Raw genomic sequence first — 24,383 nt, 5'->3', positions numbered from 1 at the left:
ATGCCGCACGCGTCGGGGCGGACCCTCGTGAACGCGTGCACAAGCGGCGGCCTACGATGGTGCGCGTGCCAAAGCTGAACCGCGCCGACGCCGAAGCCGCCCTGCGCAACCCGCTCGCCTTCATCGCCGACCGCTGGACACCGGATCCCCGGACCGTCCGGCGGGCGGCGCTCGCCGCGCTCGTGATGTCGGTGGTCATCGTCGTGACCGGCGGCGCCGTCCGCCTGACCGGCTCGGGCCTCGGCTGCCCGACCTGGCCCACCTGCACCGACGACTCCCTGACCACCACCCGGGCCATGGGCTTCCACGGGGTCATCGAGTTCGGCAACCGCATGCTGACGTACGTGCTGTGCGCGGCCGTCGGCTGGGCGATCATCGCGGCCCGGGCCCAGAAGCCGTGGCGGCGCGGCCTGACCCGGCTGGGCTGGGCCCAGTTCTGGGTGGTCATGGGCAACGCCGTGCTCGGCGGCATCGTCGTCCTGGTCGGCCTGAACCCGTACACCGTCGCCGCGCACTTCCTGCTCTCCACCGCCCTGATCGCCATCGCCACGGTGATGTGGCAGCGCGCGCGGGAGGGCGACGAGGCTCCGCGTCCGCTGGTCGGCAAGGCGGTGCGGCAGCTGGTGTGGTTCCTGGTACTGGCGTCCGTGCTGCTCATCGCGGTCGGCACGGTGGTGACGGGGGCCGGGCCGCACGCCGGCGACTCCAGCGAGGTCGACCGCATCCCGATCGACTGGGAGACGGTCGCCAAGCTGCACGCGGTGCTCGCCTGGATCGTGGTGACGCTGACGTTCGCCCTGTGGTTCGTCCTGAAGGCGGTCGACGCGCCGAAGGGCCCCCTGGCCCGGACGCGTGAGCTGTTCATCGTACTGCTGGCCCAGGGCGTGATCGGTTACGTGCAGTACTTCACGCACCTGCCCGAGGTCCTGGTCGCCCTGCACATGCTCGGCTCGTGCCTGATCTGGATCGCCACCCTGCGCGTCCTGCTGTCGCTGCGCGAGCGCCCGGAAGCCGCCCTGGACCTGCCGGGCCCGTCGGCCGGGGTGCCGGTCGGCACGCGCGCGTGAGTCACCCGTACGTGGTGACGAGGGCATCGATCGCCGGCCCCAGATAGCCGCGGGTCAGCTCGGCCCGGCGGGTGAGCCAGTCGGTGGTCGCCGGGGCCGGGGTGGCGTAGCGGCGGCGGGTGATGTCCTCGACGACCTCCGCCGGAGCACCCAGCGCGGCAAGCTCGCTCAGGGCCTCCCGCTTGGAGATCAGCCGGCCCTCGCGCAGGGTCACGGTGGCCCGGGCGAAGGTCAGCAGGCCCAGGTCGACCCAGATGTCCTGCCGCCACAGCCGGGCCTTGTCCACCGCCGGCCGCCAGAAGTCGCGCTGGTCGCGTACGACGAAGTCGGCCAGCTGGCGGTCCGGTACCGGCGGGAGCAGCCCGGCCGGTGGCTCCCCGTGCAGCACCCGGCCGAAGGCGTGCAGCTCGCGCCGGGTCACGGGGGTGACCGGGCGGCGCGTCACCCGTCCGTGCGCCCAGGTGAGGTGCGAGCGGTCCACGTCGTGCAGGGTGGCCGGGGTGAGGTAGCTGCAGTGGAGCTTCGCCGCGAGGGGCTCCCTCCGCTGTCTGCGGTGCAGCGCCACGAGCCGTCGTACCGTCCCCAGGGTCGGCGGGTCCGGCAGGACGGCGATCAGGTCGAGATCGCTGCGGCCCTCCTGGTAGTCGCCGCCGGCCAGTGAGCCGTGCGCCCAGACGGCGCGGGGCCGCAGGGGCAGCAGGGCGTGCAGGAACCCGTCGAGCAGGGACGCGGTCGTCATCCGCTCAGTCTGGACGGCTCACCCGAGCCCGTACACCCGTCGCGCGTTGTCCGCCGCGATCATCTTCGCCACCCGCTGGGCGTCCTCCAGGGACCAGGCGCCCTCGGCGACCCAGTTGCCCAGCACGCGGCCCAGCGCCTCCCGGAAGAGGCGGGCGCCGACGACATGGAGTTCCGGCAGGCCCTGTGCGCCGGTGGAGAAGAGGATCTTGCCGAAGGGGGCCAGTTCCAGGATCTCGGCGAGGACCGCGGCCGCCCGGGCGCCGGTGCGCAGGAGCGCGGCGCCCGAGTCGGCGTAGACGTGCGGGAAGACACCGGCCAGGTGGGCGGTGTGGCGGTGGTACGGATAGCCGTGCAGCAGGACGAGGTCGGTGCCGAGCCCGGCGGTGGCCCGGACGAAGTCGGTGAGCAGCACCGGGTCCGTACGGTCGATGCGGGAGCCGGGCTCGCCGAGGCCCGCGTGCAGTTGCAGGGGCAGGCCGGAGGCGACGGCGATCCACAGCAGGTGCCGCAGCAGGACGGGGTCGGTGAGCGGGCCGCCGGCGCGCCGTCCGGCCAGCCAGCGGCCCGCCGCGCCCCGCACCTCCCCCGGCCCCGGCGGCTCCGGCGCGAGGGCCAGGCCGTGCCTCAGGCCCGCGACGGAGGTGAAGGCGACGGCGGTGGCCGCGGCCCCGTGCACCGACTCGGCGAGGTTGGCGAGGAAGGACTCGACCGTGCCGGAGGTGTCGGCGACCTGCTCCGCGAGCGGTTCGAGCCGGACGATCTCGCGGGCCTGGGCCGCCGCCGCGGAGGCCAGTTCGGCGGGGCCGGTGAGGTCGCCGGGCAGCCCCGTGTCGACCAGGTACATCGTGATACCGCTGCCGCGCAGCAGCCTGCGGCCGGACTCCAGGGCGCCCAGTTCGCGGCGCCGGGCCAGGTAGCGGGCGGGCGGGCAGTGCGGTTCGAGGCCGAGCAGGGGCGGGCACCAGCGCCGTACGGCGAAGCCGGTCTGGGTGTCGAAGAGGGTGGTGCCCGGGGCCGGGGGTCCCTCCGTGCGGGCCAGCTGGGCCTCGAAGGTGCCGAGGCCCAGTTCCGTGCGCAGTACGCCGTGGCAGTACTGGTCCACGAGGGACGGCGTATCGATCATCCCGGTCTCCCCGCGTGCGCTGGCTTTGACCGGCCTAACGGGTGAACGGGGTCCGAGGTCGCGGATGAGCCCGGAGCTGCGGGTGATGTGGCGACTTCAGGCCGTATGCGACCGGCCGCGCCCACGCGGCGAAGCCCCGTGTCGATACGGCCCGCGCCCCTCCGGGGGCGCCGCTCAGCCGCCTACCTGAATGCCGGCCATCCGCTTCCACTCGTACGGGCCCGTCCGCACCTTGGCGGCGAACTCGCCGTCGAAGGACTCGTGGACGGTGATGCCGGCCTTCTCCACCGCCCGCTGGGCGATCTCGGTGCTGGGGGCCACCAGGTCGCCCCAGCCCCCGTCCTCGCCGACGAGGACGATGCGGGCGCCGCGTTCGCCGATGTGGGCCACCTGGCCCTCGGCACCGCCGTGGGCCTTGGAGAAGGCGTTGATCTCCCGGGCGAGCCTGGCCACCTTGCGCTCGGCCCTCGCGTCAACCTGCTGCGTGTCTGCCATGACCAGGATGCTACCGACGAGTAGATCGACTGGCGAGAGCAGGCTGCTGTGACATGCGCCCGGCGGGCCTCAGCGCAGGAACGGGTCCACCGCGATCGCCACGAACAGCAGCGACACATAGGTGATCGACCAGTGGAACAGCCGCATCTCCTTCAGCTTCCCGCCCGTGACCTCGGCCTTGGCCCGGTTCTGCAGCGCGTGCGCCTCCCACAGCCACCATCCGCCGGCGGCCAGCGCGACCGCTGTGTAGAACCAGCCGGTGTAGCCGAGGGGGGTGAGGAGCAGGGAGACGGCGACCATGACCCAGCTGTAGAGGACGATCTGCCGGGCCACGACCTTGTTGGAGGCGATGACCGGCAGCATCGGCACGCCCACGCGCGCGTAGTCCTCCTTCACCTTCATGGACAGCGGCCAGTAGTGCGGCGGGGTCCAGAAGAAGATCACCAGGAAGAGGACGACCGGCGCCCAGGAGAGCGAGTTCGTCACGGCCGACCAGCCGATGAGCACGGGCATGCAGCCCGCGATGCCGCCCCACACGATGTTCTGCGACGTACGCCGTTTGAGGAGCATCGTGTAGACGACGACGTAGAAGAGGAGCGCGCCGAGCGAGAGCCAGGCGCTCAGCCAGTTGACGGTGAGGCCGAACAGCAGCGTCGAGACGACCGCGAGGGTGATGCCGAAGACCAGGCACTCGGCAGGGCTGACCATGCCGGTCACCAGGGGCCGCTGCGAGGTGCGGTCCATCAGGGCGTCGATGTCCCGGTCGATGTACATGTTCAGCGCGTTGGCGCCGCCCGCCGACAGATAGCCGCCGACGCAGGTGAGCAGGACCAGCTTGAGGTCGGGCACGCCCTGCTGCGCCAGGAACATCACCGGAACGGTGGTGATGAGCAGCAGCTCGATGATCCGCGGCTTGGTCAGCGCCACGAACGCCTTGACACGGGCCCCGAACGGCCGATGAACCGGGCCTTGGCTCGCACCCCCGAGCACACCCTCCCCCAGTGCCTTAAGGGCCTGGGAGGTGCCCCCAGGACGGGATTCGACGGCCGTCACGCACACCCCTGACAGAGACATCCCAGCAAGCCCCCCGTATGAAGTCCCGGTAAAGGCTCGCGCGTACCACGCCACTTTAGACGTTGCCCATACTCCGCCCTTCGCGGGGGTGGGGGTCGTGTTGACGCACGCCCCATAAGAGGGGTCCCGGCACTCGATTGAGCGCTCAGATGACCGGCTCCGTATTCATGTGCCAAATGCCGTTCCCGGCCAGTCGGGAGGCGGATCGCGCGGACTCCCGGCAGTCTGGAAACACTCGAAAAAACGCACGTCCTTACGGGGGTAGGCTCGACAGCGGCCGGCGGGCGACAAGCACGCCGGCGGCCGGGTGGGCGCATGCCCCGACGACCGGCGACCGACATGTGGAGAGGAGCCCTGACCCAGGGTGAGCACCAAGCCGACCACCACAGACCTTGAGTGGACCGAGCTGGACCAGCGGGCCGTGGACACCGCCCGTGTCCTGGCCGCAGACGCCGTACAGAAGGTCGGCAACGGCCATCCCGGTACGGCGATGAGCCTGGCCCCGGCCGCCTACACCCTCTTCCAGAAGGTGATGCGGCACGACCCGGCGGATCCGGAGTGGGTCGGCCGCGACCGCTTCGTGCTGTCCGCCGGACACTCGTCCCTGACCCTCTACACCCAGCTCTACCTGGCCGGCTTCGGCCTGGAGCTGGACGATCTGAAGTCGTTCCGGACGTGGGGTTCCAAGACCCCCGGTCACCCGGAGTACGGGCACACCAAGGGCGTCGAGACCACCACGGGCCCGCTGGGCCAGGGTGTCGCCAACGCGGTGGGCATGGCGATGGCCGCCCGCTACGAGCGCGGTCTGTTCGACCCCGAGGCGCCGGCCGGCGAGTCCCCCTTCGACCACTTCATCTACTGCATCGCCGGTGACGGCTGCCTCCAGGAGGGCATCTCCGCCGAGGCGTCCTCGCTGGCCGGCCACCAGAAGCTCGGCAACCTGATCCTGCTGTGGGACGACAACCACATCTCGATCGAGGGCGACACCGAGACGGCCGTCTCCGAGGACACCGTCAAGCGGTACGAGGCCTACGGCTGGCACGTGCAGCGCGTGGAGGCCAAGGAGAACGGCGACCTGGACCCGCAGGCGATCTTCGCCGCGATCCAGGAGGCGAAGAAGGTCACGGACCGGCCGTCGTTCATCGCGATGCGCTCCATCATCGCCTGGCCGGCCCCGAACGCCCAGAACACCGAGGCCGCGCACGGCTCGGCGCTGGGCGAGGACGAGGTCGCGGCCACCAAGCGCGTCCTCGGCTTCGACCCGGAGAAGTCGTTCGAGGTCGCCGACGAGGTCATCGCCCACACCCGCAAGGCGCTGGAGCGCGGTGCCCAGGCGAAGTCCGAGTGGGAGAAGTCCCTCCAGGAGTGGCGGGAGGCCAACCCGGAGCGGGCCGCCGAGTTCGACCGGATCAGCAAGGGCGAGCTGCCCACCGGCTGGGAGGAGAAGCTCCCGGTCTTCGAGCCCGGCAAGGGTGTCGCGACGCGTGCCGCGTCCGGCAAGGTGCTCCAGGCGCTCGGCGCGGTGATCCCCGAGCTGTGGGGCGGCTCCGCCGACCTCGCCGGGTCGAACAACACCACCATCGACAAGGACAGCTCGTTCCTGCCCGAGGGCAACCCGCTGCCCGAGGCCAACCCGTACGGCCGCACCATCCACTTCGGCATCCGCGAGCACTCCATGGGCGCGGAGCTGAACGGCATCACCCTGCACGGCAACACGCGTGTCTACGGCGGTACCTTCCTCGTCTTCTCCGACTACATGCGCAACGCGGTGCGCCTGTCGGCCCTGATGCACCTGCCGGTGACGTTCGTGTGGACGCACGACTCCATCGGCCTCGGCGAGGACGGCCCCACCCACCAGCCGGTCGAGCACCTGGCCTCGCTGCGCGCGATCCCGGGCCTGAACATCGTGCGTCCGGCGGACGCCAACGAGACCGCCATCGCCTGGCGCGAGATCCTGAGGCGCTGGACCAAGGAGTTCGGCAAGGGCCAGCCGCACGGCCTCGCGCTCACCCGCCAGGGCGTGCCGGTGTACGAGCCGAACGAGGACGCGGCCAAGGGCGGCTACGTGCTGTTCGAGGCCGAAGGCGGCGAGCCGCAGGTCATCCTGATCGCCACCGGTTCCGAGGTGCACGTGGCCGTGGAGGCGCGTGAGCGGCTCCAGGCCGAGGGCGTGCCCACGCGTGTCGTCTCGATGCCGTCCGTCGAGTGGTTCGAGCAGCAGGACCAGGGGTACCGGGACTCCGTGCTGCCGCCGTCCGTGAAGGCCCGAGTATCGGTCGAGGCGGGCATCGGTCTGACCTGGCACAAGTACGTGGGGGACGCCGGCCGCATCGTTTCCCTGGAGCACTTCGGTGCTTCCGCCGACGGCAAGGTGCTCTTCAAGGAGTTCGGCTTCACCGCGGAGAACGTGGCCGCGAAGGCGCGGGAATCCCTCGCCGACGCTCAGCGCTGACGCTCATATACGACACGTAGGAGATGTAATTCCATGACAGACGCACTCAAGCGCCTCTCCGAGGAAGGCGTCGCGATCTGGCTGGACGACCTGTCGCGCAAGCGGATCACGTCCGGCAACCTCGCCGAGCTGATCGACCAGCAGCACGTCGTGGGCGTCACCACCAACCCGACGATCTTCCAGAAGGCGATCTCCCAGGGCGACGGCTACGACCAGCAGCTGTCGGACCTCGCGGCCCGCAAGGTCACCGTCGAAGAGGCCATCCGCATGATCACGACGGCGGACGTCCGGGACGCCGCCGACATCCTGCGGCCGGTCTTCGACGCGACGAACGGCCAGGACGGCCGGGTCTCCATCGAGGTCGACCCGCGCCTCGCGCACAACACCAAGGCGACCGTCGCCGAGGCCAAGCAGCTGGCCTGGCTGGTGGACCGCCCCAACACCCTGATCAAGATCCCGGCCACCCAGGCGGGTCTGCCGGCGATCGCCGAGACGATCGGCCTCGGCATCAGCGTCAACGTCACGCTGATCTTCTCCCTCGAGCGCTACCGCAAGGTCATGGACGCCTACCTGACCGGTCTGGAGAAGGCGAAGGAGCGGGGTCTCGACCTGTCGAAGATCCACTCGGTGGCGTCCTTCTTCGTGTCCCGCGTGGACACCGAGATCGACAAGCGGCTGGACGGCATCGGCACCGACGAGGCCAAGGCGCTGCGCGGCAAGGCCGCCGTCGCCAACGCGCGTCTGGCCTACCAGGCGTACGAGGAGGTCTTCTCCTCGGACCGGTGGAGCGCGCTGGAGAACGCGGGCGCCAACAAGCAGCGTCCGCTGTGGGCGTCGACCGGCGTGAAGGACCCGGCGTACCCGGACACCCTGTACGTCACCGAGCTGGTCGCCCCGAACACGGTCAACACCATGCCGGAGGCCACGCTGGAGGCCACCGAGGACCATGGTGAGATCACCGGCGACACCATCGCCGGCACCTACGAGCAGGCGCGCGCCGACCTCGACGCGCTGGAGAAGCTCGGCATCTCGTACGACGACGTCGTGCAGGTGCTGGAGGACGAGGGCGTCGAGAAGTTCGAGGCGTCCTGGACCGACCTGCTGAAGTCCACCCAGGCGGAGCTTGAGCGCCTCGCCCCTTCGGAGGGCTGATTTGTCACCCGTTTCCGGTTCCGGAGCGAATCCGCTTCGTGACCCGGCCGACCGACGGCTCCCGCGTATCGCGGGACCGTCGGGCCTGGTCATCTTCGGCGTCACGGGCGACCTGTCGCGCAAGAAGCTGATGCCCGCGGTGTACGACCTCGCCAACCGGGGTCTGCTGCCGCCGGGCTTCTCGCTGGTGGGCTTCGCCCGCCGCGACTGGGAGCACGAGGACTTCGCCGAGGTCGTCCACGACGCGGTCAAGGAGCACTCGCGCACTCCGTTCCGCGAGGAGGTCTGGCAGCAGCTCATCCAGGGGATGCGCTTCGTCCAGGGCACCTTCGACGACGACGAGGCATTCGAGCGGCTGCGCGCCACCATCGAGGAGCTGGACAAGGCACAGGGCACGGGCGGCAACTTCGCCTTCTACCTGTCCGTGCCGCCGCGCTCCTTCCCGGTGGTGATCCAGCAGCTGAAGAAGCACGGTCTGGCCGACCAGACCGGCGGTTCCTGGCGGCGAGCGGTCATCGAGAAGCCGTTCGGGCACGACCTGAAGTCGGCCGAGGAGCTGAACAAGGTCGTGCACGAGGTGTTCGAGCCGGAGCAGGTCTTCCGGATCGACCACTACCTCGGCAAGGAGACCGTCCAGAACATCCTGGCGCTGCGCTTCGCCAACACGATGTTCGAGCCGATCTGGAACCGGTCCTTCGTGGACCACGTCCAGATCACCATGGCCGAGGACATCGGCATCGGCGGCCGGGCCGGCTACTACGACGGCATCGGCGCCGCCCGGGACGTCATCCAGAACCACCTGCTCCAGCTCATGGCCCTCACGGCCATGGAGGAGCCCGCCTCCTTCGGCGCGGACGCGCTGGCCGCGGAGAAGGAGAAGGTGCTCGGCGCCGTCCGGCTGCCGAAGGACCTGGGCGCCGACACCGTGCGCGGGCAGTACGCGGCGGGCTGGCAGGGCGGTGAGAAGGTCATCGGCTACCTCGAAGAGGAGGGCATCGACCCGAAGTCGAAGACCGACACCTACGCCGCGGTCAAGCTGGAGATCGACAACCGCCGCTGGGCGGGCGTCCCCTTCTACCTGCGCACCGGCAAGCGCCTCGGCCGCCGGGTGACGGAGATCGCGGTCGTCTTCCAGCGGGCCCCGCACTCGCCGTTCGACACGACGGCGACCGAGGAGCTGGGCCAGAACGCGATCGTCATCCGCGTCCAGCCCGACGAGGGCGTCACCGTCCGCTTCGGCTCCAAGGTGCCGGGCACCTCGATGGAGATCCGGGACGTCTCCATGGACTTCGCCTACGGCGAGTCGTTCACGGAGTCCAGCCCGGAGGCGTACGAACGCCTGATCCTGGACGTGCTGCTCGGCGACGCCAACCTCTTCCCGCGCACCGAGGAGGTCGAGCTGTCCTGGAAGATCCTCGACCCGATCGAGGAGTACTGGGACACGCACGGCAGGCCCGCGCAGTACAAGTCGGGCACCTGGGGTCCCGTGGAGGCGGACGAGATGCTCGCACGAGACGGACGGAGCTGGCGCCGGCCATGAAGATAGACCTGACCGACACCACCGCCGGAGCGATCAACAAGGCGCTCGTGCAGGGCCGCCGCGCCATCGGCACACCCGCCGTCGGCATGGTGCTGACCCTCGTCATCGTCACCGACGAGGAGAACGCCTACGACGCCCTGAAGGCCGCCAACGACGCCTCGCGCGAGCACCCCTCGCGCACGCTCGTGGTCATCAAGCGGGTCTCCCGCTCCCCGCGCGACCGCACGTCCTCGCGTCTGGACGCCGAGGTGCGGGTGGGCGCGGAGGCGGGCACCGGCGAGACGGTCGTCCTGCGTCTGTACGGCGAGGCCGCGGACCACGCCGACTCGGTGGTCCTGCCGCTGCTGCTGCCGGACGCACCCGTCGTCGTGTGGTGGCCGGTGAACGCCCCGCTCGACCCGGCGAAGGACCCGCTGGGCGCGCTCGCCCAGCGCCGGGTCACCGACACCTACGCGGCCGAGCAGCCGGTGCGGGAGCTGTCGGCCCGCGCCGCGGCCTACACGCCCGGCGACACCGACCTGTCCTGGACGAGGATCACGCCGTGGCGTTCCATGCTCGCGGCGGCGCTCGACCAGGTCACCTGCGAGGTGAAGGCCGTCGAGGTGGAGGGCGAGGAGTTCAATCCGAGCTGTGAGCTGCTGGCGATGTGGCTCGCGGACCGGCTGGACGTGCCCGTGAAGCGTTCCCTGTCGTCCGGCCCCGGTCTGACGGCGGTCCGCATGGACACCAGCCAGGGCCCGATCGTGCTGGACCGGGCCGACGGCTCACTGGCCACGCTGTCCATCGAGGGCCAGCCGGCCCGCGCGGTGGCGCTGAAGCGGCGGGACACCGCCGAGCTGATCGCGGAGGAGCTGCGCCGGCTGGACCCGGACGACACCTACGCGTCGGCGCTGCGCTACGGCGTGGAGCGGCTGAACACCGTTCCGCAGCAGGCGCCCGAGGCTCCGGCTGAGCCCGCGGCCGAGCCGGTCGCCGAACCGGAACCGGTCGGGGAAGCGGCCAAGGCCCCCGCGAAGAAGGCGGCGGCCAAGACCGCGAAGAAGGCACCGGCGAGGAAGGCGACGGCGAAGTGAGCACTCCGCAGCTGGTCGTCCACCACGACAAGGAACTGATGGCGCAGGCCGCCGCGGCTCGCCTGATCACGAAGATCGTGGACGCGCAGGCCTCCCGGGGCACCGCGTCCGTGGTCCTCACGGGCGGCCGCAACGGCAACGGCCTGCTGGCCGCGCTGGCGGCGGCTCCCGCCCGGGACGCCATCGACTGGGGCCGCCTCGACCTGTGGTGGGGCGACGAGCGCTACCTCCCCGAGGGCGACCCCGAGCGCAATGTCACGCAGGCCCGCGAGGCGCTGCTGGACTCCGTACCGGTGGCCCCGGAGCGCGTGCACGCCATGCCCGCCTCCGACGGCCCGTACGGCGCGGACGTGGAGGCGGCGGCGGAGGCGTACGCGGCGGAGCTGGCGAAGGCGGCCGGACCGGAGAACCACGGCGCGGTGCCCACCTTCGACGTCCTCATGCTGGGCGTCGGCCCGGACACCCACGTGGCCTCGCTCTTCCCCGAGCTGCCCGCGGTCCGGGAGACCGAGCGCACGGTGGTCGGCGTCCACGGCGCGCCCAAGCCCCCGCCCACCCGGATCTCCCTCACCCTCCCGGCGATCCGCGCGGCCCGCGAGGTCTGGCTCCTCGCGGCCGGCGAGGACAAGGCGGAGGCGGTGGCCATCGCCCTGTCCGGCGCGGGCGAGATCCAGGCCCCGGCGGCGGGCGCGTACGGCCGCTCGCGCACGCTGTGGCTGCTGGACTCGGCGGCGGCTTCCCAGCTGCCGAGGTCGCTGTATCCGCCGGCGTCTCCGTGACGCTCGTGCCTGTGCAGCCGCGGGGGGGGCTTCGGCCCCCGCCGCCGCTATTTCACCGACCCCGCCATCACGCCCTGCACGAAGTGCCGCTGGAAGGCGAAGAAGACCACGACCGGCACGATCAGCGACAGGAACGCGCCCGGGGCGAGGACGTCGATGTTGCTGCCGAACTGGCGGATCTGGGACTGGAGTTCCACGGTCAGGGGCTGGGCGGAGCTGTCGGCGAAGAGCAGGGCGACCAGCATGTCGTTCCAGACCCAGAGGAACTGGAAGATGGCGAGCGAGGCGATGGCCGGGCGGCCCACCGGCAGGACGAGACGCGTGAAGATGCGCCATTCGCTGCCGCCGTCCATCCGTGCCGCCTCCAGCATCTCCTTCGGGATGTCCGCGAAGTAGTTGCGCAGCAGGAAGACGGCGAAGGGGAGGCCGTAGGCGACGTGGAAGAGGACGACACCGGGGATCGTGCCGAACAGGCCCAGCGCGCCGAAGAGTTTGGCGACCGGCAGCAGACCGATCTGCACCGGCACCACCAACAGGGCCACCACCAGCAGGAAGAGGGGTTCCCGCAGCGGGAAGTCCAGCCAGGCGAAGGCGTATCCGGCGAGGGCCGCGATGACGACGACCAGGGTGGTGGCCGGCACCGAGATCAGCACGGTGTTCCAGAAGGCCTGCGTGATGCCCGCGTTCTTCAGCAGCGCCGAGTAGTTGTCGAAGGACAGCTGGCCGGGAGTGGCCAGCGCCGTCCACCAGCCGCCCTTCGCCGTGTCCTGGGCCGAGCGCAGGGAGGACAGGAACAGGCCGGCCAGGGGAGTCAGCCAGACCAGGCCGACGACCACGAGGAAGGCCTGCACCAGGCCGCTGCCCAGGCCGCGCCTGATTGCGTTCATCGCTGACTCCTCATCGCTGACTGTTGCGGAAACGGCGGACGTTGAAGACCATCGCGGGGATCACCAGGAGCAGCAGGAGCACGCCGAGGGCGCTGCCGAGGCCCTGGTCGTTGCCGCCGCCGAAGGACACCAGCCACATCTGGGTGGCGAGGACGGTGGCGTCCTCCTGCACCGGGCCGGGCGCGATGATGTAGACGAGGTCGAAGACCTTCATCACGTTGATCACCAGGGTCACGAAGACCACGGTGAGCACGGGCGCGAGGAGCGGGACGGTGATCCGGCGGAAGATCTGCCACTCGTTGGCCCCGTCCATCCGGGCGGCCTCCAGGGCGTCACGCGGGAGCGTGGAGAGGCCCGCGCCGATCAGGACCATCGCGAAACCCGTCCAGATCCACAGGTAGGCGCCGATGATCGCGGGGGTGACGAGGGTCGGGCCGAGCCAGGAGATGCCCTGGTAGGGCGGGGCGAAGTTCGACTCCGGCAGCTTCACCGTGTACGGGCCCGCCGTCAGCCCGGAGAAGCGGAAGGAGCCGTCGGCGGCGGTGGTCGCGCTCGCGACCGTCCTGCCGTCGCGTACCGCCTCGACCTTCATGCCGGGCAGGCCGCTCTCCTTGGCGTCGACCTTGCCCTGCCTGCCTCCCCCGCCGGGGGTGAAGTCCAGGTAGACGACACCGCGCAGTTCGCCGGGCGCGGCCTTCCGTGCCGCCGCCGTACGGGCGGGCGAGGCGTTGCCAGGCAGGTCCTTGGGCAGCACGCCGACCATCGGCAGCGTCACCGTGCCGCCCGCCGAGGCGGTCGTACGGTAGGAGCCGTCCCGGTCCTGGGTGAGCAGTCCGGTGCGGCCACGGGCCGTCGGGTAGGTCGATGTGCCTGTGAAGGCGTCGTGGACGGAGACGACGGCCGCGTTGAGCACGCCCTTGTCCGGGTCCTCGTCGTAGGCGAGGCGGAAGATGATGCCGGCGGCGAGGAAGGACACGGCCATCGGCATGAAGAGGAGCAGCTTGAAGGCCGTCGCCCAGCGGACCTTCTCCACCAGGACGGCCAGGATCAGGCCGAGGCCGGTGAGCAGGGCGGGGGCGACGACGACCCAGATGGTGGTGTTGCGGATGGCCTTCAGGGTGGCCGGGTCGCGGAACATCTCGGTGTAGTTGTCGCCGCCGACGAACCGGGTGCCGGAGGCGTCGAAGAAGCTGCGGCCGACGGAGAACAGCACCGGGTAGACGACGAGCGCGCCGAGCAGGAGCAGCGCGGGGAGGACGAAGAGCAGGGCGATCAGCCGGCCGCGCCGCCGGCCGCGGCGCGCGGGCGCCGGGCCGGCGGCGGGACGCGGGCCCGCCTGCTGTTTCACGGCAGTGGTGGCGGTCATGGTGTGCCGCTCAGCCCTGGTAGGCCTTGGCCGCGGCGGCTTCGAGCCTGGCCGCCGTGCCCTTCGGGTCCGACGGGTCGCGCAGGAAGTCCTGGAGGAGCTTCCACTCGCCGGCGCCCTTGGTGCCGCCGAAGGCCGCCGGTGCCTGGTCGGACATGTCGAAGCGGACCGAGTCCCCTGCGCCGACGAGGGACTTGGCGGTGGCGCGGGTGACGTCGTCGCCGTACGCGGAGAGGTTCAGCTTCTTGTTCGGGGACAGGAAGCCGCCCGCCTTCGCCCACACGGCCGCGGCCTCCGGGGTGGCCAGGTACTCCAGGAGCTTCATGCCGGCCTTGGCGTTCTTGCCGTCCTTGAGGACGACGGCCGCGTCACCGCCGCTGACGACGGGTGCCGTGCCGCCGCCGACCGCCGGGAAGGGGAAGAAGTCCGCGTCCTTGCCGATCGTCTTGCCGTACTGGTCGTGGGCGACGCCGGCGACGAAGTCGCCCTCGTAGACCATGCCGGCCTCGGGCTTGGGGCCGAACACCTTCTCGACGGAGCCGGGGAAGTCGGTGTTCAGGGCTCCCTTCTGGCCGCCCGCGATCAGCTGCTTGTCCTTGAAGAGCTTGCCGAGGGTGGTGAGCGCCTTCACCACGCTGGGGTCGGTCCACTGCAACTTGTGCGCGGCGAGGGCGTCGTACTTCTCGGGACCGGCCTGGGAGAGGTAGATGTTCTCGAACCAGTCGGTGAGGGTCCAGCCGTCCTGTCCGGCGACCGCGAACGCGGCGAGGCCGGAGTCGGAGACGGTGTGCCCGGCCTTGAGCAGCTCGTCGTACGTCTTCGGGGGCTTGACCCCGGCCTGGGTGAGGGCGTCGGGGCTGTACCAGACCGTCGACTTGTGGGCGGCCTTGAAGTAGAGGCCGTAGAGGGTGCCGTCGACGCTGCCGTACTTCTTCCACACGGGCGCGTAGCCGGCGTCGATGGTCTGCCGGGCGGTCGGCGAGAGGGGCTTGAGCCAGCCCTTCTTCGCGAACTGCTGCAGGACGCCGACCTGCGGGACCATCACGACGTCGGGCGCGTTGCCGCCCTCGATCTTGCTGCCGACGACCGTGGAGACGTTGTCGCCGGTCGACACGAACTGGGTCTTCGCGCCGGTCTTCTCGGTGAAGGCGTCCAGCACCTTCTGGAAGTTCTTCTGCTCGCTGCCGGACCAGACACCGGCCACGGTGACGGTCTGGCCGCTGAGCGCCTTGTCGCCGCCGCCCGCAGAGACGGGTCCGCCGCCACAGGCGGTGGCGCCGAGGGAGAGGGCGAGGGCGGTACAGCCGGTGAGCAGGGTCGTGCGTCGCATCATCGTTGACGGACCTTTCATGAGGGACGGGTGATCAGAGGTCGTTCAGCCACCAGGCCGCCGTGGCGCCGGGCAGGACGCCGGGCGGGCAGGGGCCGCTGGAGAGCAGGGGGGTGCCGGAGACGGGTGCGGGCGCGGGGGCCGTACCGAAGTTGACGGCGCAGACCAGGCCGTCGCCGCGGACGAAGGCGAGGACGTCCGGCGGGGTGTCCAGCCAGCGCAGCGTGCCCTCGCCCAACTGGGGCAGGGATTTGCGCAGGTGGAGGCCGTCCCGGTACAGGTGCCAGAAGGATCGGGTGTCGGCGAGGGCGCGGTCGGTGGCGTACTCGGCGAAGTACGACGGCTGCGGGAGCCAGGGCTTGACGCCCTCCACGCCGGAGGTGAAGCCGAACGGGGAGGCCTGCCCGGACCAGGGCAGCGGCACCCGGCAGCCGTCGCGGATCCGGGCGCGGCTGCCGGTGCGCCGGAAGATCGGGTCGGTGAGCACGTCGTCGGGCAGGTCGACGACCTCGGGCAGGCCCAGCTCCTCGCCCTGGTAGATGTACGCGGCTCCGGGCAGCGCCAGCATCAGCAGCGCGGCGGCGCGGGCGCGGGCGGCGCCCAGGCCGCTGCCCTCGGTGGCGGGTTCGCCGTAACGGGTGACGGTGCGGACCTGGTCGTGGTTGTTGAGGACCCAGGTGACCGTGGAGCCGGTGCCGGCGATGTCCTGCATGGCCTCGGAGATGACCTTGCGGAAGGCGTCGGCGTCCCAGGGGGCGCCGAGCAGGTCGAAGAAGAAGGCCTGGTGGAGCTCGTCGGGGCGGACGTACAGGGCGTGTTCGCGGGCGGTGGGGACGGAGACCTCGCCGACGAGCAGCCGTTCGCGGCCGTCCCGGGCGCCGTACTCCTCGCAGATGGACCGCCAGCGGCGCCACACCTCGTGCACCTCGGGCTGGTTCCAGGCGAGCGGGTTGACCGAGTCGCGGGTGCGGGCGTCGGCCTCCGGGTCGTCGGAGTCGGGCAGGCCGGGGTGCTTGAACAGGCCCGCGGCGACGTCGATGCGGAAGCCGTCGACGCCCCGGTCGAGCCAGAACCGCAGGATCCGGTCGAACTCGTCGGGGATCTCGGGGTTGCGCCAGTTCCAGTCGGGCTGTTCGGGCGTGAACATGTGCAGGTACCACTGGCCGTCGTCGACCCGGGTCCAGGCGGGGCCGCCGAACATGGAGTGCCAGTTGTTGGGCGGCTCGCTGCCGTCGGGGCCGCGGCCGTCGGCGAAGTGGAAGCGGGCGCGGGCCGGGCTGCCGGGCTCGCTGTCCAGTGCCTCGCGGAACCACGGGTGCTCGCTGGAGCAGTGGTTGGGGACGATGTCGAGGAGCACCTTGACGCCGAGCCGCCGGGCCGCGGTCATCAGCAGGTCGAACTCGGCGAGGTCACCGAAGAGCGGGTCGACACCGCGGTAGTCGGCCACGTCGTAGCCGTGGTCGTGCTGCGGCGAGGGGTAGAAGGGGCTCAGCCAGATCCCGTCGACGCCGAGCTTCTTCAGGTACGGCAGCCCGGCCCGGACGCCGGCCAGATCGCCGATGCCGTCACCGGTGCTGTCCAGGAAGCTGCGGACGTACACCTGGTAGATCACGGCGTCCCGCCACCAGTGGCACTTACTCAACATGCATGCATGTTAGGTAGGCGTGTCGCGATGGTGTCAACGAAAAGAACGGGAGTTACCGGGGAGTTGGGGCGGCAAATATGGACTTACTGGGACACTAGGAAGCCAGTTGAGATGTCCGCGTTACCTAACAGGTAACTAGCGAGGAACCGGGCAGCCGGCTATCGGCTGGCGATGGCGTCGAGTTCGCGCGCCAGCCGGCGCACGGCCTGCCCGGGCGTCTGCCGCCCGGTGAGCGCGTCCTGCACGACCGCCTGCACGGCCAGGCTGACCTGGTCGTAGTGCGGGCTCTTGGGGCGCGGCCGGGCGGTGAGCACGGCGGTGCGCAGGGTCGGCAGATAGGGGAACCGCCGGATGAGCGCGGGGTCTTCGTAGAGCCCGGCGCGTACGGGCGGCAGCGCGCCCCGCGTGAGCACCTGGCGCTGCACGGGCGCGCTGGTGAGGTAGGCGATCAGACGCGCGGCGGAGTCCGGGTGCCGGGCATGGGTGTTGACCGCGAGGTTGGAGCCGCCGAGGACGCTGGTCCCCGGCCCGTCCGGCCCGGGCAGCGGTACGGCGCCGATCTTCCCGGCGACCCTGGAACCCGGGGCGGAGGCCACGGCGTAGGCGTAGGGCCAGTTGCGCAGGAAGAGCAGCCTGCCGTCCTGGAAGGCCTGCTTGGACTCCTCCTCCTTGTACGTCAGCGCCTGCCTGGGAATCCAGCCCTCGCGGATGCCGCGGGCGAGGAAGCCGAGGCCCTCACGGGCGGCGGCCGAGTCGACGGTGACGCGGGTGCCCTCACCGCCGAGGATCGTGCCGCCGGCCGAGTACACCGCCTCGGCCGCGTTCACCGTCAGGCCCTCGTAGGGCAGGAACTGGCCCGCGTAACCGCCGAGTCCGTACTTCGGCGCGATGGTCCTCGCGTCGTGCTCCAGTTCGGCCCAGGTACGCGGCGGGGACACCCCCTCCTCGTCGAGGACGTCCTTGCGGTACAGGAGGAGTCCGGCGTTCGTGACGTACGGGACCGCGTACAGCCGTCCGTCGTACGTCGCCGTGTCCACCACCGGCGGCAGGAAGCTGTCCAGCGGGAAGCGGTCACGGGGCAGCGGGCGGATCCAGCCGGCCGCCGCGAACTCCGAGGTCCAGTCGACGTCGATGTTGAGGACGTCGAACCGGCCCCGGTCGCCGCCGCGCAGGTCGGTCGTCATCTGCGCGTGCGTCTCGTCGGCGGAGTCCGGCAGCTCGACCAGGGTGACCTTCTCGCCGGGGTGCGTGCGGTTCCAGCCCTGGAGCAGCGGGCCGAGATAACCGGTGAGGTCACCGGCGGTGGCCAGCGTGAGCGGGCCTCGACCGCCTCCCGCGCCCTCGTCGGCGCGGGCACCCGAGGCGACGTACCCGGCCATGACCACCACGAGAACGAGAAGGCCCCTACCGGCGGTGCGTATCCACCGCATAGGTTCCTCCCTGTACACCGGCACCACGGGCGCCCTCGCCCGGGGACAGAGGCCATGTATACCCGTTAGGTATGCGCGATACTAGGGCCTGGAGCACATGAAGCAGACAGGAGGACAGCACGAGTGCGCCTGCCCCTCCTGGCACTCCTCGCCCGCGGCCCGGCTCATGGCTACGAGCTGAAGCAGGACCTTGAGCAACTGCTGGGCGCCGCGTACCCTCAGCCGAACGTCGGCCAGATCTACGTCACCCTCGGCCGCCTGGAGAAGTCCGGGCTGATCGAGGGCGAGGACGTCGAGCAGTCCAGCCGGCCCAACAAGAAGGTCTACCACCTCACCGACGCCGGGCGCGAGGCGCTGCTCGCCTGGTTCGAGGAGACCGAGGACGAGCCGCGGGTGCGGGACGAGTTCTTCATGAAGCTCGCCCTCGCCCCGCAGACCGGTCTCGCCGACCAGATCGCCCTCATCAACCGGCAGCGGCGCCAGTACCTCAACACCATGCGCAACCTGTCGAAACTGGCCGCGGCCGAGAGCCGGGACAACCGAATCGCCCAGCTGCTGATCGAGGGCGCGATGCTGCACCTGCAGGCCGACCTCGACTGGCTGGAGCGGTGCCAGGAGGAACTGGAGGATCTGGAGTGAGTGACGGCCACGCTCCGGTGCTGCGGGCCCAGGGGCTGGTGAAGACCCACTACGGCGAGGGCGCGCCCGCGCACGCCGTGCGCGGGGTCGACCTCAGCGTGGCCCGGGGCGAGTTCGTCGCGATCACCGGGCCGTCCGGCGCGGGCAAGTCCACACTGCTGCACCTGCTCGGCGGGCTCCAGCGGCCGGACGAGGGCAGCGTCTGGCTCGACGGCCGGTGCACGGACTCCTTCAGCGAGGCCCGCTGGGCGGTGGAGCGCAGGAAGGCCATCGGGATCGTCTTCCAGTTCTTCAACCTGGTGTCGAACCTGTCGGTCGCCGACAACGTGGAGCTGCCCGCGCTGCTGGCCGGGGTCCCGCCCAAGAAGGCCCGCGCCGAGCGGGAGGCACTTCTCGCCGAGCTGGGTCTGGAGGGCAAGGAGCGCAGCATGCCAGGCGAGCTGTCCGGCGGCGAGCAGCAGCGGGTCGCGCTCGCCCGGGCGCTGGTCAACCATCCGCCGCTGCTGCTCGCGGACGAGCCGGCCGGCAGCCTGGACAGCAAGGGCACCCGCGAGGTGATGCGGCTGCTGTCCCGCTTCCACGGGCGCGGCCAGACCATCGTGCTGGTCACCCACGACGCCCGGCTGGCCAGCGCCGCCGACCGCGTGATCAGCTTTTTCGACGGCCGCATCGCCGACGACGCGACGCTGGACGGCGCGCCGCCGCCCCGGCGGAGCGGCATCTTGGGCGTGCTGGAGCTGAGGGACTGACCGTGCTGGACCTGAGGGACGTGCGGGCCACCCTGCGCTGGGCGCACTCCGATCTGCGCACCCACCGCGGCGAGGCGCTGTTCCTGGTGCTGGCCACCGCCGGCGTCGTCGCCTCGCTGCTGCTCGCCGCCGCCCTGTTCGGCTACGCCACGAACCCCTGGCAGCGGACCTTCGCCGAGGCGCGCGGCGCCCACGTCTGGCTGCACACCGCACCGTCCGCCGACGCCCGCGCGCTGGCCCGGCTGGACGGCGTCACCTCCGTCGCCGGCCCCTACCGCGCCGAGGCCGCCACCGTCGCCGCCCGCGGCGCCCGCGCCTCCGTCGAACTGCGCGCCACCCCGGACCTGCCCTCCGTCGGCCGGCCCCTGCTCACCGCCGGACACTGGCTGGACCCGGACGCGCCGGAGGGCGTCGTGCTGGAGAGCAGCCTCGCCCGCGCCCTGCTGGCCGAGCCCGGCGACACCCTGACGCTGCCCGGCACGGCGCGCACCCTCACCGTCGAGGGCATCGCGGACAGCGCCGAACCCCCGTACCGCCCCGGCGAACAGCCCGGACTGGTGTGGGCGCTGCCGTCCGCCGTGCGGGCCCCGGCCGGCCAGGTCATCGGGCTGCGGCTCGGCGATCCTTCCGACACCGACTACGCCGTCCAGCGCGCCGTCACCGTGCTGGGTGCCGGTGCGGTCGGCGAGGTCTCCACCTGGCAGCAGGCCCGCGCGGAGGCACAGGGCGACAACCGGCTGCTCGGCCAGGTGCTCGGGCTGTTCGGTCTGGGCGCCCTGATCGCCGCCGGGTTCGCGGTGCACGGGGCCATCGCGACCCGCATCCGCGGGCATCTGCGGGACCTGTCGGTGCTGAAGGCGATCGGCTTCACGCCCGGCCAGGTCGTACGGATCTTCCTGCTCCAGCACCTGGCGTACGCGCTGCTCGGCGCGGTGACCGGGGCGGCGCTCACCGAGGGGCTGGGCAGCCGGGTCCCGGGGCGGCTCGGGGACGCGCTGGGCGTGTGGCAGGGACTGCCCGGGCACACGCTCGCGCTGTGCGCGGTGCCGGCGGGCGCGGTGCTGTTCATCGGCCTGACCACGGGGCTCGCCGCCTGGCGGGCGGGGCGGGTGCCGCCGGTTCCGGTGCCGCGCCCGGCCGCGCCGGCGGGCGGGCGGCTGAGCGGGGCGGCCCGGCGGGCGCTCGGGCTGCGGCTGCCGGCCGCGCTGGTCCTCGGCTGCCACAAGACGTTCGCCGGGCGCGGCCGGTCACTGGCCACCGTGGCCCGGCTGACGCTGCCGCTGCTGCTCATCGTGGTGGCGCTCAGCGCCTGGACCACGATCGACCGCTTCCACAGCAGCCCCGAGCGGGTGGGCCTGCCGACGACGCTCACGGTCCGCTCGGACGGCGCCCTGGACGCGTCCGGGGTACGGGCCGTGCTGGCCCACGACTCCCGGGTCGCCGCCGCCTATCCGGGCGTCGAGGTGGCCGCGCTGGTCCCCGGCCAGACCGGGACCATCGCCCTGCGCGGCGTCGGCACCCGCGCCGAGCCCTACCCGTACGCCCTCGCCGAGGGCCGCGCCGCACGCGGACCGGACGAGGCCGTGGCCGGCCAGGGCCTGCTCGACCTGCTGGACGCGCGGGTCGGCGACTGGGTGCGCATGACGGTCGGCGACCGGCCGCAGATCCTGCACATCGTGGGCCGCACCCTCGAACCGCGCAACGCCGGCCGGGTCGTCACCACCTCCCTGGACACCCTCCGCGAGAACGACCCGGAGGTGTCCCCGGCCTTCTACGAGCTGCGGCTGCGCCCCGGCGCCGACCCGCACCGCGTGGCCGCCGCGCTCGCCTCGGCCGGCCACGGCCACCTGGAGGTGCATCCCGTGACGAACCCCGCCGACGGGCTGTCCCCGCTGCGCGGTGTCGTCGCCGCTCTGATCGCCGTCCTGGCCCTGATCGGACTGGTGGAACTGCTCACCGCGATCGGCGGCAGCGTCCGCGAGGGCGAGCGGGACGTGCTGGCGCTCCGGGCGATCGGCATGTCGCCACGGCAGATCACCGCGATCACCGTCACGGCGACGAGCTGTACCGCCCTGGCGGCGGTCGTCGCCGGTACGGCGCTGGGGCTGCCACTGGCCCGCCGGCTGATCGACGCCCAGGGCGGCTCCAGCGGCATCGGCGCCGGAATCGCCCAGTCCCCCTCCCCCGGCCTCCTTCTCGTCGTGGGCTCGGCCGCCGTTGTGGGGGCGGCGGCCCTGGCCACCCTGCCCGCGTCCCGCGCGGCCCGCCGCCGCCTCGCGGACACGCTGAGCGCGGTGGCCTGAGCCTGCTCAGGGGGACGCGGCCTGCCAGCTCCCGGGGTCTTCGCGGATCTTCTTCAGCGGGCTGCCGAAGACCGTCCCGTCGAACAGCAGGCCGTTGTACCGCACCGGAACGAGTACGTCGTTGATCTCGGCGGTGGGGGTGCCGGGACCCTTGGGTTCCTGCGGCCCGCCCGCTCGTACGCGTCCTCGGAGTTGGTCACGAAGGTCCGGTACTTCATGGTCTTGACGGCCGAGTCGAAGTCCGGCCCGCGCAGCCCCGGGACCCGCCCCGCCAGCTCGACCAGGTAGGCGTCGGTGAATCCGTCGACGCTCTCGGCGGGCTGGTGGGCGTAGAGCACATCGTGGTATTCGGCGAACTTCCCCCTGTCCAGGGCGGCCCGCAGGGCGTTGACCGCCTTCCGGGACCCCGCGCCGCCGAGCCGGCCGTCCAGGAAGGACGCGAGGGTGTACTCGGTCTTCGCCTCACGCCGGATGGTCGCCTCACGCAACTGCGGGGCACCACCGGTGGTCTCGAACTCCCTGCACACCGGGCACCGCGGATCCTCGTACAGGTGCACGGTCAGCGGGGCGGCCGGGTCCCCGACCATGATGGTCGTGCCGTCGTTCCCCAGCCGCTCCGGCACGTCCGCCGGCCCGGTGTACGGTACGGCCTTCGCCGGGGCCTCCGGCCGGCCGCTCTTCGACTCGGCCGGCTGATGTCTGCTGACGCAGCCCACCGCCGGCACCCCCGCCACGGCCATCGCGACCGCCGTGGCCAACATCCTGCGCACCAGGCGCGCTCCCTCCCCTGGTTCAGCGGAACCCTGGGGGCCGGGCGCGGCAGAGCGCGCAGGGCATCAGCTTTCGCGCGGGTCAGCTCCGGCCGCGCAGCTCCCGGTACTTGGCGACCAGTGCCTTGGTCGACGCGTCCAGGCCGGGCACGTCGGCGCCCTCGGTGAGCGCGGGCTCGACGCGCTTGGCGAGGACCTTGCCCAGCTCCACGCCCCACTGGTCGAAGGAGTCGATGTTCCACACCGCGCCCTGCACGAACACCTTGTGCTCGTAGAGGGCGACCAGCTGGCCGAGCACCGACGGGGTCAGCTCACGGGCGAGGATCGTCGTGGTCGGCCGGTTGCCCCGGAAGGTCTTGTGCGGGACCAGCTCCTCGGGGACGCCCTCCGCGCGGACCTCCTCGGCGGTCTTGCCGAAGGCGAGCGCCTGCGTCTGGGCGAAGAAGTTGGCCATCAACAGGTCGTGCTGGGCCTTCAGTTCCTCACTCAGCTCGGCGACCGGGCGGGCGAAGCCGATGAAGTCGGCCGGGATCAGCTTGGTGCCCTGGTGGATCAACTGGTAGTAGGCGTGCTGCCCGTTGGTGCCGGGCGTGCCCCACACGACCGGCCCGGTCTGCCAGTCCACCTGCTTGCCGTCGCGGGCGACGTACTTGCCGTTGGACTCCATGTCCAGCTGCTGGAGATAGGCGGTGAACTTGGAGAGGTAGTGGCTGTACGGCAGCACGGCGTGCGACTGGGCGTCGTGGAAGTTGTCGTACCAGATGCCCAGCAGGCCCAGCAGCAGCGGGACGTTGTCCTCGGCCGGCGCGGTGCGGAAGTGGTCGTCGACGATCCGGAAGCCGTCGAGCATCTCGCGGAAGCGGTCCGGGCCGATGGCGATCATCAGGGACAGGCCGATCGCGGAGTCGTACGAGTACCGGCCGCCGACCCAGTCCCAGAACTCGAACATGTTGGCCGTGTCGATGCCGAACTCGGCGACCTTCTCGGCGTTCGTGGACAGCGCGACGAAGTGCTTGGCCACCGCGGCCTGGTCACCGAGCGCGGCCAGCAGCCACTTGCGCGCGGAGGTCGCGTTGGTGATGGTCTCGATGGTGGTGAAGGTCTTGGAGGCGATGATGAACAGCGTCTCCGCCGGGTCGAGGTCCCGGGTGGCCTCGTGCAGGTCGGCGCCGTCCACGTTGGAGACGAAGCGGACCGTGAGGTCGCGGTCGGTGAAGCAGCGCAGCACCTCGTAGGCCATCGCGGGACCGAGGTCCGAGCCGCCGATACCGACGTTGATCACGTTCTTGATGCGCTTGCCGGTGTGACCGGTCCACTCGCCGGAGCGGACCCGCTCGGCGAAGCCGGCCATCTTGTCGAGCACGGCGTGCACGGCCGGGACCACGTTCTCCCCGTCGACCTCGACGACCGCGTCGCGCGGGGCGCGCAGCGCGGTGTGCAGCACGGCCCGGTTCTCGGTGACGTTGATCTTCTCGCCGCGGAACATGGCGTCCCTGAGGGCGAAGACGTCCGTCGCGGCGGCCAGCTCGCGCAGCAGGCGCAGGGTCTCGTCGGTGACCAGGTGCTTCGAGTAGTCGATGTACAGGTCGCCGACCTGGAGCGTGTACCCGGTGCCGCGCGCGGGATCGGCGGCGAACAGGTCCCTCAGATGGGTGTCCGCCAGCTCCTCCCGGTGCTTGGCGAGAGCGGTCCATTCGGGCGTCTGGTTGAGCCTGGTACGGCCGTCTGCGTTCATGTCCGACTTCCGCCTTCTTTCGTGCCTGTCCCA

General features: G+C 71.5%; 20 protein-coding genes. 9 read left to right on the top strand and 11 right to left on the bottom strand.

Translation table 11 applies throughout. The features are described 5' to 3' along the window. Positions 1 to 56 precede the first annotated feature (56 nt). Positions 57 to 1,067: a COX15/CtaA family protein gene (locus tag AB0L21_RS01350; RefSeq protein WP_365781515.1), complete on the top strand. Its 1,011-nt coding sequence runs from the start codon at positions 57 to 59 to the stop codon at positions 1,065 to 1,067. A 1-nt stretch (position 1,068) separates the two neighbouring features. Here the strand turns inward: AB0L21_RS01350 and AB0L21_RS01345 are convergent, their stop codons facing one another. The 4 genes from AB0L21_RS01345 to AB0L21_RS01330 all read right to left on the bottom strand — a co-directional run bounded on the left by AB0L21_RS01345 (position 1,069) and on the right by AB0L21_RS01330 (position 4,500). Further along, positions 1,069 to 1,806, bottom strand: a complete 738-nt coding sequence (locus AB0L21_RS01345) for a nucleotidyltransferase (protein ID WP_365698826.1) — start codon at positions 1,804 to 1,806, stop codon at positions 1,069 to 1,071. An 18-nt stretch (positions 1,807 to 1,824) separates the two neighbouring features. Further along, positions 1,825 to 2,931 carry an amidohydrolase family protein gene (locus AB0L21_RS01340; RefSeq protein WP_365698825.1) on the bottom strand — a complete coding sequence of 369 codons (1,107 nt, stop codon included), beginning with the start codon at positions 2,929 to 2,931 and terminating at the stop codon, positions 1,825 to 1,827. A gap of 174 nt (positions 2,932 to 3,105) precedes the next feature. Further along, positions 3,106 to 3,426, bottom strand: a complete 321-nt coding sequence (locus AB0L21_RS01335) for a hypothetical protein (RefSeq protein ID WP_365698824.1) — start codon at positions 3,424 to 3,426, stop codon at positions 3,106 to 3,108. 69 nt (positions 3,427 to 3,495) lie between these two features. Then, positions 3,496 to 4,500 carry a heme o synthase gene (locus tag AB0L21_RS01330; protein ID WP_365698823.1) on the bottom strand — a complete coding sequence of 335 codons (1,005 nt, stop codon included), beginning with the start codon at positions 4,498 to 4,500 and terminating at the stop codon, positions 3,496 to 3,498. A gap of 364 nt (positions 4,501 to 4,864) precedes the next feature. On the opposite strand from AB0L21_RS01330, the gene tkt reads away from it, so the two are divergent. From tkt to pgl, 5 genes are read left to right on the top strand one after another with little or no spacing between them, the layout of a single operon-like run. Further along, positions 4,865 to 6,952, top strand: a complete 2,088-nt coding sequence (tkt, locus tag AB0L21_RS01325) for a transketolase (protein WP_365698822.1) — start codon at positions 4,865 to 4,867, stop codon at positions 6,950 to 6,952. Between the two features lie 33 nt (positions 6,953 to 6,985). Further along, a complete protein-coding gene (tal, locus tag AB0L21_RS01320; protein ID WP_365698821.1) occupies positions 6,986 to 8,104 on the top strand; it encodes a transaldolase in 1,119 nt (372 codons plus the stop codon). A gap of 1 nt (position 8,105) precedes the next feature. Beyond that, positions 8,106 to 9,644: a glucose-6-phosphate dehydrogenase gene (gene zwf, locus AB0L21_RS01315; RefSeq protein WP_365698820.1), complete on the top strand. Its 1,539-nt coding sequence runs from the start codon at positions 8,106 to 8,108 to the stop codon at positions 9,642 to 9,644. Further along, positions 9,641 to 10,717: a glucose-6-phosphate dehydrogenase assembly protein OpcA gene (gene opcA / locus AB0L21_RS01310; protein WP_365698819.1), complete on the top strand. Its 1,077-nt coding sequence runs from the start codon at positions 9,641 to 9,643 to the stop codon at positions 10,715 to 10,717. The genes zwf and opcA overlap by 4 nt, the downstream gene beginning before the upstream one ends. After that, on the top strand, positions 10,714 to 11,496 hold the full coding sequence (gene pgl, locus AB0L21_RS01305; RefSeq protein ID WP_365698818.1) for a 6-phosphogluconolactonase: 783 nt from the start codon (positions 10,714 to 10,716) through the stop codon (positions 11,494 to 11,496). Before opcA ends, pgl begins: the two co-directional genes overlap by 4 nt. Positions 11,497 to 11,543: 47 nt before the next feature. On the opposite strand, the gene AB0L21_RS01300 is transcribed toward pgl, so the two are convergent. The 5 genes from AB0L21_RS01300 to AB0L21_RS01280 all read right to left on the bottom strand — a co-directional run bounded on the left by AB0L21_RS01300 (position 11,544) and on the right by AB0L21_RS01280 (position 18,154). Continuing rightward, entirely contained in the window at positions 11,544 to 12,383 is an 840-nt protein-coding gene (locus AB0L21_RS01300) for a carbohydrate ABC transporter permease (RefSeq protein ID WP_365698817.1), read from the bottom strand. 10 nt (positions 12,384 to 12,393) lie between these two features. Next, positions 12,394 to 13,749, bottom strand: coding sequence for an ABC transporter permease subunit (locus AB0L21_RS01295; RefSeq protein ID WP_365781513.1), 1,356 nt, complete (start codon positions 13,747 to 13,749; stop codon positions 12,394 to 12,396). 10 nt (positions 13,750 to 13,759) lie between these two features. Further along, positions 13,760 to 15,082, bottom strand: a complete 1,323-nt coding sequence (locus AB0L21_RS01290) for an ABC transporter substrate-binding protein (protein ID WP_365781511.1) — start codon at positions 15,080 to 15,082, stop codon at positions 13,760 to 13,762. 31 nt (positions 15,083 to 15,113) lie between these two features. Beyond that, positions 15,114 to 16,724 carry a glycoside hydrolase family 13 protein gene (locus AB0L21_RS01285; protein ID WP_365781509.1) on the bottom strand — a complete coding sequence of 537 codons (1,611 nt, stop codon included), beginning with the start codon at positions 16,722 to 16,724 and terminating at the stop codon, positions 15,114 to 15,116. A gap of 158 nt (positions 16,725 to 16,882) precedes the next feature. After that, positions 16,883 to 18,154: an ABC transporter substrate-binding protein gene (locus tag AB0L21_RS01280; protein WP_365781507.1), complete on the bottom strand. Its 1,272-nt coding sequence runs from the start codon at positions 18,152 to 18,154 to the stop codon at positions 16,883 to 16,885. Positions 18,155 to 18,277: 123 nt separating this feature from the next. Between AB0L21_RS01280 and AB0L21_RS01275 the strand changes: the two genes are divergently transcribed. The 3 genes from AB0L21_RS01275 to AB0L21_RS01265 are packed head-to-tail and all read left to right on the top strand — an operon-like array spanning position 18,278 to position 21,845. Further along, positions 18,278 to 18,793, top strand: coding sequence for a PadR family transcriptional regulator (locus tag AB0L21_RS01275; RefSeq protein ID WP_132784004.1), 516 nt, complete (start codon positions 18,278 to 18,280; stop codon positions 18,791 to 18,793). Further along, the gene (locus tag AB0L21_RS01270; protein WP_365698812.1) at positions 18,790 to 19,542 is read left to right on the top strand and encodes an ABC transporter ATP-binding protein; all 753 of its coding nucleotides are present in this window, start codon (positions 18,790 to 18,792) and stop codon (positions 19,540 to 19,542) included. Before AB0L21_RS01275 ends, AB0L21_RS01270 begins: the two co-directional genes overlap by 4 nt. Before the next feature lie 20 nt (positions 19,543 to 19,562). Further along, positions 19,563 to 21,845: an FtsX-like permease family protein gene (locus tag AB0L21_RS01265; RefSeq protein WP_365781662.1), complete on the top strand. Its 2,283-nt coding sequence runs from the start codon at positions 19,563 to 19,565 to the stop codon at positions 21,843 to 21,845. Positions 21,846 to 21,898: 53 nt separating this feature from the next. Here the strand turns inward: AB0L21_RS01265 and AB0L21_RS01260 are convergent, their stop codons facing one another. Continuing rightward, on the bottom strand, positions 21,899 to 22,606 hold the full coding sequence (locus AB0L21_RS01260; RefSeq protein WP_365781660.1) for a thioredoxin domain-containing protein: 708 nt from the start codon (positions 22,604 to 22,606) through the stop codon (positions 21,899 to 21,901). Between the two features lie 91 nt (positions 22,607 to 22,697). After that, the gene (gene pgi, locus AB0L21_RS01255; RefSeq protein ID WP_365698811.1) at positions 22,698 to 24,350 is read right to left on the bottom strand and encodes a glucose-6-phosphate isomerase; all 1,653 of its coding nucleotides are present in this window, start codon (positions 24,348 to 24,350) and stop codon (positions 22,698 to 22,700) included. Between the last annotated feature and the right edge of the window lie 33 nt (positions 24,351 to 24,383).

The organism is Streptomyces sp. NPDC052721 (genome assembly GCF_040678315.1).
Classification (GTDB): Bacteria; Actinomycetota; Actinomycetes; order Streptomycetales; family Streptomycetaceae; genus Streptomyces.
The sequence above is the reverse complement of the archived record's forward strand: the minus strand, read 5'-3'. Positions and strand labels throughout refer to the sequence as shown.